General features: G+C 72.1%; 10 protein-coding genes. 6 read left to right on the forward strand and 4 right to left on the reverse strand.

What is annotated here, in order from left to right; translation table 11 throughout:
• Window positions 1-57 precede the first annotated feature (57 nt).
• Complete coding sequence (locus CCN39_RS14170) at window positions 58-1,260, reverse strand: PucR-like N-terminal domain-containing protein (protein ID WP_086842161.1); 1,203 nt, start codon at window positions 1,258-1,260, stop codon at window positions 58-60.
• Between the two features lie 179 nt (window positions 1,261-1,439).
• On the opposite strand from CCN39_RS14170, the gene CCN39_RS14175 reads away from it, so the two are divergent.
• Entirely contained in the window at window positions 1,440-2,636 is a 1,197-nt protein-coding gene (locus CCN39_RS14175) for a PucR-like N-terminal domain-containing protein (protein ID WP_086842163.1), read from the forward strand.
• Window positions 2,637-2,712: 76 nt separating this feature from the next.
• Entirely contained in the window at window positions 2,713-3,423 is a 711-nt protein-coding gene (locus tag CCN39_RS14180) for a GNAT family N-acetyltransferase (RefSeq protein ID WP_086842165.1), read from the forward strand.
• Here the strand turns inward: CCN39_RS14180 and CCN39_RS14185 are convergent.
• Complete coding sequence (locus CCN39_RS14185; RefSeq protein WP_086842166.1) at window positions 3,313-3,843, reverse strand: GtrA family protein; 531 nt, start codon at window positions 3,841-3,843, stop codon at window positions 3,313-3,315. The two genes, CCN39_RS14180 and CCN39_RS14185, sit on opposite strands and share 111 nt — an antisense overlap.
• A 38-nt stretch (window positions 3,844-3,881) precedes the next feature.
• On the opposite strand from CCN39_RS14185, the gene CCN39_RS14190 reads away from it, so the two are divergent.
• Entirely contained in the window at window positions 3,882-4,484 is a 603-nt protein-coding gene (locus CCN39_RS14190) for a hypothetical protein (protein WP_086842168.1), read from the forward strand.
• Here the strand turns inward: CCN39_RS14190 and CCN39_RS14195 are convergent, their stop codons facing one another.
• Window positions 4,485-5,666 (reverse strand): lipase family protein, encoded by a 1,182-nt coding sequence (locus CCN39_RS14195; protein WP_086842170.1) that lies wholly within the window; start codon window positions 5,664-5,666, stop codon window positions 4,485-4,487. It abuts the gene before it with no gap.
• Entirely contained in the window at window positions 5,663-6,226 is a 564-nt protein-coding gene (locus CCN39_RS14200) for a hypothetical protein (protein WP_244210784.1), read from the reverse strand. Before CCN39_RS14200 ends, CCN39_RS14195 begins: the two co-directional genes overlap by 4 nt.
• A 332-nt stretch (window positions 6,227-6,558) precedes the next feature.
• Between CCN39_RS14200 and CCN39_RS14205 the strand changes: the two genes are divergently transcribed.
• From CCN39_RS14205 to CCN39_RS14215, 3 genes are all read left to right on the forward strand, one after another.
• On the forward strand, window positions 6,559-7,788 hold the full coding sequence (locus tag CCN39_RS14205; RefSeq protein ID WP_086842174.1) for a DUF6801 domain-containing protein: 1,230 nt from the start codon (window positions 6,559-6,561) through the stop codon (window positions 7,786-7,788).
• Window positions 7,789-7,866: 78 nt separating this feature from the next.
• Entirely contained in the window at window positions 7,867-8,919 is a 1,053-nt protein-coding gene (locus CCN39_RS14210) for a DUF6801 domain-containing protein (RefSeq protein ID WP_086842175.1), read from the forward strand.
• A 312-nt stretch (window positions 8,920-9,231) separates the two neighbouring features.
• Window positions 9,232-10,434 carry a PP2C family protein-serine/threonine phosphatase gene (locus CCN39_RS14215; RefSeq protein ID WP_086842177.1) on the forward strand — a complete coding sequence of 401 codons (1,203 nt, stop codon included), beginning with the start codon at window positions 9,232-9,234 and terminating at the stop codon, window positions 10,432-10,434.
• Window positions 10,435-10,567: the final 133 nt, after the last annotated feature.

Genomic DNA, 10,567 nt, shown 5'->3' on the forward strand with positions numbered 1-10,567 from the left:
TGCGGCTATCTGGTCGGCTCGGCGGCAGCGGGCTGCGAGAGCCGCCGGTTCGTGCCGTCAGCCTTCCGGGGGCCGGTGGGCGCGCATCAGTCGTTGCGCGCGCAGGGCCAGCTGCATGCCCAAGCGGTCGTCCGCGTCCTTCAACCTGTCGCCGAACAGCTCCTCCAGCTGGCGCAAGCGATTGCGGACCGTCTGCGGGTGCACCCCGAGCCGCTGGGCTATCTCCGGTGCGCCGCCTCGGGTCTCCAGCCAGGCCAGCAACGTCTCGCTCAGCCTGTCGCGCTGCTTCTCGCTCAGCGAGGCGAACGGGTCCAGGCTCTGCCGGGCCAGCTCGGCCGCCAGGAAGTCCTCGGCCAGGAGCCAGAGCGTCGCCAGGTGGTCGCGGCACCAGATGATCGGGCCGGGGACGTCCGGGCCGGACAGCAGCAGCGCCCGCCGGGCCGTGCGCAGGGCCGCCGGGGCGTCGGCCAAGGGGACCGTCGGGGAGACCGCCGCGCGCCAGCCGTCGAGCTTCGCCGCCAGGGGCGCCAGGTCCGTGTCCGGGTCGCTGGTCAGCAGGTACGGCTCGGGGCCGTCGAGGTCGGCCAGGACGCCGTCGCCGAGCAGGTCCGCCGGGAAGTCCGCCGCTTCGGGGGCGCGCTCGAGGGCCACCATCGCCGCCGTCTCCGGCAGGGGCCAGCCCGCGCCGCCCGCCAGGCCCGCGATGCTGCTCGCCGCGCCCTCCGGGGCTCCGGCGATCAGCTCCAGCAGGCGCCTCCGGCGGACCGGGACGGCGCCCTCGGCCTCGGCCTGCGCCTGCTGGTAGCCCTCGATCGCGGTGGCGCACAGCTCGTCGACGTAGGCGAAGATGGCCTCCGCGGCGACCGAGATGACAGCCGGGTCGACGCCGGCCGCGACCACCGCCGGGTGCATCGCGCGCCAGGCCACCCTGGCCCCGATCGTGGCGCTGTCCTGCAGCGCGTCGAGGTTGCGGCCTTCGGTGAACTCGATCCGGCCGCGGCCGCGGTAGAACTCGATCCAGTGCTCGTGGGACAGCTCCGGCTCGCCCATCGAATCGATGCAGTGCTGCACCGCGAACTCGACGCTCTTCACCAGGACCTTGCCGAACACGCCCTTGAGCGGCTGGCCGTAGGCCGGCACCGTGCGCTGCACCTCCTGGATCATCGAGGCCGCCGCGTGCCCGACGTGCGGGCGCAGGCCCCTCCCGAGCGCGCGCGGCAGCGAAGCCAGCAGGCGAAAGCTGCGGTACTCGACCACCAATCCCCCTTCGAGTGCGAGTGTGCGCCGAGCGTATCCGACGCATGTGTCACTGAAAAATCAACGACCGGTTCCCGGAAAGGGTGACGCACACACGTCCTTTTGACACGGACGGGTGCGCGTTCTACGCTCCGTGTCAGTATTTCCGAGGAGCCAATTCCCAGTGGAGGACTGAATTCCCCATGCGTGGTTCCGCTGCCTCGGACAGTTCCGTGTGGTCCCGGTTGCCGCACCAGCTCGGCGACGCGGTGCGCCCGCGGATCCCGGAGATCGCCCGGGCCTGCGTCGACGCGATCGCCGCCGAGATTCCGGAATATTCCGCGAGATTCGCCGACGGTCCCGGCCGCGCGACCGCGATCGAGCTGGCGCGGCGCGGGATCGAGCGGGACGTCGACCGCGTCGGCACGCCCGCGCTGTGGCAGGCCGACCGCCTGGCCGGGTTCCGCGGCCACGGGCGCGACGCGTTCCACAGTGGCCTCAGCCGCGAAGCCGTGCAGGCGGCCGTGCGCGTGTCGAGCCGCGTCACCTGGCGGTGGATCGCCGACATCGCGCGGGAAGCGGGGCTGTCCGGTGATGTCCTGTACGGCGCTGCCGAAGGGATGTTCGCCGACGTCGAGACGTCGATGGCGGCCGTCGCGGAGGGGTACAGCGCGGCGGAGGCCGCGGTGTCGGGCACGGGCGAACAGCACCGCCGCCTGTTGCGCGCGCTGCTCGGCGGCCGGACGCCGGCAGAAGTGGACGGACTGATCGCGGTGTCGGGGTTGCCGGTGCCCGAGCGGGTCGCGGCGGTGGCCTTCCGCGCGCTGCCGGGTGCCCCGGAGTTCCCGCCCGGGCTGCTGCCGGAGCACGTCCCGGCCGACCCCACCGGCGACCCGCCGGCGGCGCTGACCCCGGCCCCGGACGTCGACCTGATCGGCTTGACGGGCCTGCCCCCGGGCTGGACGGCGGCGGTCGGGCCCTTGGTCGCGCCGGCCGAGGCGCCGGAGTCGTTCCGCATCGCCCGCCGCGCGGTCGACCTGGCCGCCCGCGGGTTGCTGGACGCGCCGGGCCCGGTGATCTGGTGCCGCGACCACGTGACGACGCTGCTGCTGCTCGCGGACGAGTTCCTGGTCGGCCAGCTGGCCTCGACGACCCTGGAACCGCTGGCGGGACTGTCCGGGCGGCGGCGGGAGCAGCTGGCGGAGACACTGCTGGCGCTGGTCCGGACCCGCGGGAGCGCGCCCGAGCTGGGACGGTTGCTCGACCTGCACCCGCAGACGGTTCGCGCGCGGCTGAAGAAGCTGGCCGAGTTGTTCGGGGACAGGCTGGACGACCCGGCCGAGCGGTTGCGGCTGGAGCTGGCGTTGCTGGCGGAACGGGCGCTGCCGGACCTCGGCTGAGGGGGCTGAGTGGACCGGTCCGCCGACCCCGGATTGGCCCGGGTCAGCCACCCGGTCCCGCCCTAAGCTGCCCGACATGACCGGATTGCTCACCGAGCGCCTGCGCCAGGCCTCCGACAACGCCGTCGCCATGTGGAGCACCCTCGCCCGGGCTCGCGGTGACCAGGTCCTCGAACACCCGGCCTTCACCGTCATCGACGGGCGCCGCTACCGGATCATGCTGCGCACCGCCACGCCCGACGCCGCTGCCGTCCACGAGCTGACCGCGCTCGCCGAGGCCCGCCGGGCCGACGGCCGGACCGTCGTCGTCGAGGACCCGTTCCAAGTGCTGGACCTGAGCGGGATCGGGATGACCGCCGGGCAGCTGCCGGTGCTGGCCCGCGAGCCCGGTCCGGTCGCCGCGCCGGACGGCGTCGACCGCATCAGCACCCCTGCCGAGCTGGAGGAAGCCGAAGCCCTCATCGTCCACGGCTTCCCGCTGGAGGAGTACCAGCCCCACCGCGCCGGCCGCGTCTTCCCGGCCGAACTGCTCGGCCAGGCCACCGCGTTCTTCCGCAAGGACGCCCAGGGCGCCTGCCTCACCATGGCCCACGGCGGCGTCGGCGGCGTCTACTGGGTGACCACCCTCCCCGAACACCGCTCCCAAGGCGTCGGCCGCGCCCTGATGCACGCCGTCCTACGGCACTTCGACGACCTGCCCGTCACGCTGACCGCCTCGCGGTCCGGGCGGCCGCTCTACGAGAAGCTCGGCTTCGTCACCCTCGGCGACGCCGACTGGTGGCGGTGACGGGAACACCCACCGCCGGTAGCCGAACCAGCGGAACGCCGACCCCGCCAGGGTGCCCAGCAGCATCCCGGCGACGAAGTCCGCGACTTCCTGCGTCAGGTAACCCACGTGCGGCACCGACAGGTGCAGCACGTACCGCGACACGAGCGCCGGCCCGAGGTTCACCGCCACCGCACCCGCGTTGACGGCGAAGAACAGGGTCGCCTCCCGCAGCCGCCCGTGGCCGCCGCGGGAGACGAACGACCAGCGGCGGGACAGCAGGTACGCGAACGCCGTCGAGGCGACCGTGGCGATCGCGAGGGCCGTCACCGGCTTCTCACGGAACACGGTGAGCTTCAGGCTGTAGTCGCCCAGTAGGGTGACCGCGTACGCGGCCAGGCCGACGATGGCGAAGCGGAGCAGCTCTCGCGGCTCGGGCATGGTTCCTCCAGGTGACGCCGGACGGGTGGAGGTTTTCGATGGCACGCACAGGCGGTGAGGGCGAGCTCCCCTCGGTCGCCGAGCTGGTGAACCTTTCGCAGACGAAGCCGCTGATGATCCGCGGTGAACTCGACGCGAAGCTCGCCGAAGAAGCGGCGGCCACCGAGCCCGATCCCACCCCCGATCCGCTGGCCATCCTCGACGCCGAGCTGGCCACGAGCGAAGCCGAGGACAGCCGCCCGCAGGACGCGCCGCCCGCCGACCGGACCCGCCGCGCGAAGCCGTACGTCCTCGCCGCGGGCGCGGCCGTGGGGCTCGGGCTGGCCGCCGTCGTGCTGCTCCAGCCGCACCAGGTCGGCGGGACCGCCGTGCCGCCGCCCGGAGCGCCCGCCCCGGTCGTGGCGCCGCCCTCCAGCGAAGCCGTCGAGACGATGAGCGCCTCCGCCGCGCCACCGCCGCTCACCGCCGAGGTCCGGCACACCACGGCCGAGACCACGAGCGCGCCGGCCGGTGCGGGGCGCAAGCCCGCGCGGGCCGAGCCGACGCCGACCTCGGCGTCGCCGGAGGAGCAGTGGCGGGAGTACGTCAGCTCGGTGCTCAGCTCGTGGCAGCAGCACCCCCGCGGCGGCCGGAACCGCTGATCAGCAGCTCGCCGTGGCCGGTTTCCCGGCGATCCGGTCCTTCACGAAGGCCAGGACGTCGGCGTTGCCGGTGTAGACCAGCGTGATGTGGTCGGTGTCGTAGGTCTTCCACGTCTCCTGGACGCCGGCCGCGCAGTACGCCTTGTGCAGGCTGTCGGCCTGCGCGAACTGCACCAGCTGGTCGCCGGTCGCGTGGTAGAGGAACACCGGCACCCGCGGCGGGGTCCCGCCCAGCTTGTTCTCGTTCAGCCGCGCCACCCACGCGGGCTTGATGTAGCCCGGGCCGGTCGTGTAGTCCGCGATCTTCTGGTTCGCGTACGTCGTGAGCAGCTCGAACGTGCACGCGCTCTGCTTCATCTCCGCCAGCTTCGCCCGGCCGTTGTCGCTGAGGAACGAGTCCAGCTGCAACTCGGGGTACGCCTGGTCGAGCCCCAGCAGCGCGTAGGCGAACACGCCGAAGCCGAACTTGCCGTCGAGCTGGAGCGTCACCTGGACCAGGTCGGCCGGCACGCCGCCGGCCGCGACGCCGACGAGGTTCAGCTCGGGCGCGTACGACGGCTGCAGCTCGCCCGCCCACGCCGCGGCGCCGCCGCCCTGGGAATACCCGCGGAAGACGACCTTCGCCGACGTCGACAGCCCGGCCGCGCCGAGCCGCTGGGCCGCGCGGACCGCGTCGATCACCGCGGGGCCCTCGGATCGGCCCACGACGTAGGTCGTCTTCGGGGCCGGCTGGTAGCCCTCGTAGTCCGGGACGGCGACGGCGTACCCCGCGTCGAGCAGGTCGTCGAGGCCGGGCTGCTCGTAGAAGGCGCCGATGTCGAGCATCTTCGACGGCGTGCAGGCGAACGCCGGGCCGTGCGTGCCCGGCGCGAACGCGACGATCGGCGCCGTCGCCCGGTCGGCGTTCTTCGGCACCAGGACCGTGCCGGTGACGGCGTCGGGTTGCCCGAGCGCGTTCGTCGACAGGTACATCACCTGCCACGCGTCGACCGAGGCCGTGCGCGGGCCGGCGTTCGACGGCCGCCAGCGGATGACGTCCCCCGGTTTGCCGGCCGGCAACGGGGACGGCGGCACGTAGAAGGCGTCGTCGAGCGGGGTGGGTGCGGCGGCGGCCACCGCGGGCGCGGCGGCCGTGGCCAGGACCAGCGCCACCAGCGTGGCGAGCACGCGGCGGGCGGTCACGCGCCGGTCCCGTAGACGCGCTTGCAGGTCGCGGACTCGCTGAAAGCGAGGTTCAGCTCGGGATTCGCCTTGAGGTCCTTGATCGGGCCCTCCGGGTCGGCCAGCTGCCCCATGGTCGAGTCGGCTTCGGCGATGATCTTGCGCAGGCTGGGCTGGTCGGTCACCTTCGCCTGCTCCATCTTGGCTTTCGTTTCGGCGAGCTTGGTCTTCGTCTCGGTGAGGTTGCCGGTCGCCTTGTCCACAACGGACTGTCCATCCGGGACGGGCGGGACGCCGGCACCGCGCATGCCGCCCGCCATGTCGTCGAGGGCCGAGCCCAGACGGCCGAGGAAGTCCACCATCGCGTCCCGGGTCTTCGCCGGGTCGGCGTCGTCGACGGCGGGCGGCTGGGACAGCTTCGCCGAGCCCGCGGCCACGCCGGTGCACACCTTGTCGACCCAGGCGAGCGCCGCGGGATCGGCGTGCCGGCCCGGGTCGGGCGGAGTGTCCGAAGCGCACGCGGCACCCGACAGAAGCGCGGCCGCCGACATCGCGAGCACCACGCTGTGCATTCTTTTCATGGGTTTCGAAGCTACGCGGCACGGAAGCGGGCGGGCAAGAAGAGAATGGACGGTTGGCACGTGCGTCAACATTTCGGAGCCCGGCTTTGTTACGCGCATCAGCGGTTCGCCGGTGCCGCTGTGCTGGGTAAACCTTCCCGGAGCTGCTAGGAAACCGGGTGGTCTGGCGTGCCGGTGTGACAATTTGCGGTGATCGTGTGACCTTTTTACCGAAAGCTCTTGATTGGCACCATCGGCGCTCGTTAGCTTACGGTCCGGCCGCGATTACGTGCTGAGTATTCCAGTGATTGCGCCGCCGTTTCGTATCACTGTTGATACACGGAAGGACCATCGTGAGTCACCCAAGAGGCAAGAAGAAGACGGTCGCGGCCGCCGCGGCCGCGGGTGCGGTCGGGCTCATCGCCACCGCACTCGTCGTCGGGGCGCAGGCCAGCGCCGCCGACCCGATTTCCCTGACGCTGAACTACCACTGCACCTTCCCGCTGGTGGGTTCCCAGTCGCTGAAGGTGGTGATCAACACCGACCTGCCGACCACGGTGAACACCGGCCAGCCGACCGGCGCGTTCGACATCAAGGCCGTGTCCACCATCAACGCGGACACCGTCAGCGGCCTGAGCCTGATCGGCGCCACGACGCTCGAAGGCACCGCGACCGCCGCCGCGACCGTCGCCGCGCCGAGCCTCAACCTGCCGGTCAGCGTGCCGATCACGCTGGACAAGACGAACATCCCGGCGTCCGGTGAGATGAACATCAACGCCGCCGGCAAGACGCCGTCGCTGACGTTCACCCAGGCCGGCCAGGCGAAGATCACCGTGGGCGACCTGAACCTCAAGGTCACCCCGCGCAAGGCCGACGGCTCGGTCACCGGCATCACGCCGGACGGCACGATCGACGCGCCCTGCACGCAGGACAGCGGCCAGAACAACACCCTGGCCACGATCACCATCAACGGCGGCGGCGGGACGACGACCCCGCCCACCACGACCCCGCCGGTCACCACGCCGCCGACGACCACGCCGCCGGTGACGACCCCGCCCACCACCACACCGCCGGGCGGGGGCATCAAGTACTCCTTCGGCATCACCGGGGAGACCGCGCTGAAGTCGCTCGGCAGCACCGCGCCGATCACCGGTTCGTTCGACGCCGACGTCAACCTGTCGGCCAAGACGTTCACCGGCAGCCTGCAGCTGAACCCGACGCACACCGACTTCAAGCTGTTCGGCTTCCTGCAGGGCAGCTCGGACGTCAAGGTCGTGCAGAACGGCCCGCAGACCGGTGAGCTGGTGGGCACCGGCTTCAAGGCGCACATCAAGTTCGACACGTTCCTCACCACGGTCAACCTGTTCGGCATCCCGATCAGCACCGACCCGAAGTGCGGCACGGTCAGCCCCTCGACCAGCGAGATGACCACCGGCCCCGACTTCGACCTGCTCAAGGGCGGCAAGCTGGCGGGCACGTACTCGCTGTCCGCGCTGCAGAACTGCGGTTCGTTCAACGACATCATCAGCGCCTTCGCCAAGAGCGACGGCAACTCGCTGAACCTGACCCTCACCAAGAAGTGACCTGATCTGCCGGCCCCCGCTGCGCGCCGACTGTGCCGCGGCGGGGGCCGGTGCCACGTCTCGAGAAAGGGAGCGCCCGTGCGGATCGCCCGGTCGTTGCTCGCCGCCTGCGTGCTCGCCTTCGCCGTCGCCACGCCCGCGGCGGCGTCGACGCCGATCGACAAGAAGCTGAGTTTCACCTGCCCGTTCCCGCTGATCGGCCGGCAGCAGCTGGCGGTGGAGATCAAGGCGTCGTTCGAAGTGCCCTCGGCACCGGGCGGGACGTTCACCACGGGCGACCTCGCGGTTTCGGTGACCGTGCCGGACAAGTCCGCCCGCGGTCTGGCCCTGGTCGGCGCGGCGAGCATCGAAGGGACGGCGTCCGCAGGGGTGACGCTGGCCAACGGTCCGCTGACGCTGCCGCTGAGCCTCCCGCTGACGGTGGCGAAGACGCCGGTGCCGCCGTCGGGGGCGTTCACGACCCGGGCGTCCGGTTCGGTCCCGCCGGTCCAGCTGCCGAACGCCGGGAAGACGACGCTGACGATCGGGGGTTTCAGCACCCGGCTGACGCCGAAGAAGGCCGACGGCTCGTACACCGGGCTGGGCTCGTTCACCTCGGACTGCACGCTCGACCCGGGCCAGGACCCGGTGCTGCTCAGCTTCGACCTGGGGTCTTCTCCTTCGCGCGAATACCGCGTGACCGGCTCGACGACGCTGCAGGCGCTCGGGGCGACCGCGCCGCTCACCGGGTCGTTCGCGGTCCCGGCGTTCAGCCCGGCGTTCGACCGGACCCGGGCGGAGTTCAAGGTGTTCGGGTTCGTGCCCGGGACAGCCGACCTGCAGTTCAGCCCGGACGGCCCGCAGACCGGCGAGATCACCGGTGACGGCTTCGTCGCGCACGCGAAGCTGGCGCTGGCGTTGCCCCAGGTGACGTTGTTCGGGCTGCCGGTCGCGGACGCCGGGTGCCGGGCGAGCGCGCCGATCCCGGTCGACCTCACGACGGGCGCCGGGTTCGCGCTCGCGTCGGGCGGGCCCGTGGGCGGGCAGTACCCGATCCCGCCGCTGACCGGCTGCGGCACGTTCACGGCGTACCTCAGCTCGCTGGTCCAAAGTGACAGCAACACGTTCGCCGTCACGTTGACCGCGCGCTGACTGCCGCTCACCTTCCGCGCGCATTCGCGGGGAGCCTTCGCGACCAGTTACGCCGACCAGGTCACCCCCGACCGGCAGGCGTACGCCGCCGCCAGGAACACCGGGCGGCCGCTCTTCCGACAGCTCAGCGGGGGTGAACAACCCACCGGCACGGCCGGCAGCCGAACCGTTATCCACCAGGTGTCACACCGGGGTGCTATAAAACGCTACCCCGGTGGGACCGGTTTCGCCGCCGTAGGCGGCTGCCGCCGGTGCCGCTAGGGTTGATCGTCTGGATGTGCTGGCTCAAGAGCAGCCGAACGGGAGACGCCGGTGACCGCCGCGCTCGACTCATCGTGGGATCCCCGCACGCGCCTGCGGGTGCTGCTCATCGAGGACGACGACGGCGACGCGCTGCTGGTCGAAGAGATGCTGGCGGACACGGCCGTGCCGTACGCGCTCGAACGCGTCGAAACGCTCTCCGCCGCGCTCAGCGGCCCGCTCACCGCCGACTGCGTCGTGCTCGACCTGCAGCTGCCCGACGCGATGGGCCTCAACGGGCTGACCAAGCTCGGGCAGCACGCTCCCGGGGTCGCGGTGGTCGTCCTGACCGGCCAGCACGACCAGGCCACCGGCGTCGCCGCGGTCGCCGCCGGCGCGCAGGACTACCTCGTCAAGGACCAGGTCGACGGCCCGCTGCTGGTGAAGGCGCTGCGCTTCGCCCGTGAACGCAAGCGCGCCGAGCAGGTCGAGCAGCAGTTCCTCCAGCAGCAGCTGCTCGCGCGGGAGAACGCGCGGCTCGAACGCGGCCTGCTGCCCAGCCCGCTGCTGCGCGACCCCCACCTCGAACTGTCCGCCCGCTACCGGCCCGGCCGCAACGGCTCCCTGCTGGGCGGCGACTTCTACGACGCGATCGAGCTCGCCGACGGCACCGTGCACATGATGATCGGCGACGTCTGCGGCCACGGCCCGGACGAGGCCGCGCTCGGTGTCGCGCTGCGGATCGCGTGGCGCTCGCTGGTGATGGCCGGCCTGCCGATGCCCGACGTGCTGAGCATGGTCGAGCGGGTCCTGGTGCACGAGCGGATCGAGCCGCTGTTCGCCACCGTCTGCATGGTCGTCGTCGCGCCGGACCGAAGATCCCTGCGCCTGTCGCTGGCCGGGCACCTGCCCCCGCTGCTGCTCACCCCCGGTGACGGGCACCTGCTCTCCGGCGAACGCCTCGGCGTCCCGCTCGGCGTCGTCGAGGGCGCCAAGTGGGACGCGCTGGAGGTCCCGCTGGAGCCGGGGTGGTCACTCATGCTGTACACCGACGGCGTGTTCGAGGGTCGCGTCGGCGCCGGGTCGGAACGGCTGGGCCACGAGCGGATGGCCGCACTGGTGCTCGACATCAAGCGCGAGACCGGGATCCACAGCCACGCGCTGCTCGACGAGCTGATCGCCCGCGCCGAACGGCTCAACTCCGGCCCGCTCGACGACGACGTCGCCCTCGCCCTGCTCAGCCACGACCCGGAAGCCGAGGCAGATGAGCGTTGATGCACGCGGCTGGCCCATCCGCCGCCGCCTGGCGCTGCTCGCCGCCGTCGAGACCGTGCTGCTGGTCGCCGCGCTGATCGCCGCGGGCGTCGCGCTGCACAGCCTCACCGAGGCGCGCACCCGCCTGCTCGAC

Origin of the sequence: Amycolatopsis kentuckyensis, from assembly GCF_002155975.1 — a bacterium.
Taxonomy (GTDB): domain Bacteria; phylum Actinomycetota; class Actinomycetes; order Mycobacteriales; family Pseudonocardiaceae; genus Amycolatopsis; species Amycolatopsis kentuckyensis.

Coding starts and splice junctions, on each gene's coding strand:
- CCN39_RS14175 (WP_086842163.1), top strand. CDS start 1,440: ATGCGTGGTTCCGCTGCCTCGGACAGTTCCGTGTGGTCCCGGTTGCCG.
- CCN39_RS14180 (WP_086842165.1), top strand. CDS start 2,713: ATGACCGGATTGCTCACCGAGCGCCTGCGCCAGGCCTCCGACAACGCC.
- CCN39_RS14185 (WP_086842166.1), bottom strand. CDS start 3,843: ATGCCCGAGCCGCGAGAGCTGCTCCGCTTCGCCATCGTCGGCCTGGCC.
- CCN39_RS14190 (WP_086842168.1), top strand. CDS start 3,882: ATGGCACGCACAGGCGGTGAGGGCGAGCTCCCCTCGGTCGCCGAGCTG.
- CCN39_RS14200 (WP_244210784.1), bottom strand. CDS start 6,226: ATGAAAAGAATGCACAGCGTGGTGCTCGCGATGTCGGCGGCCGCGCTT.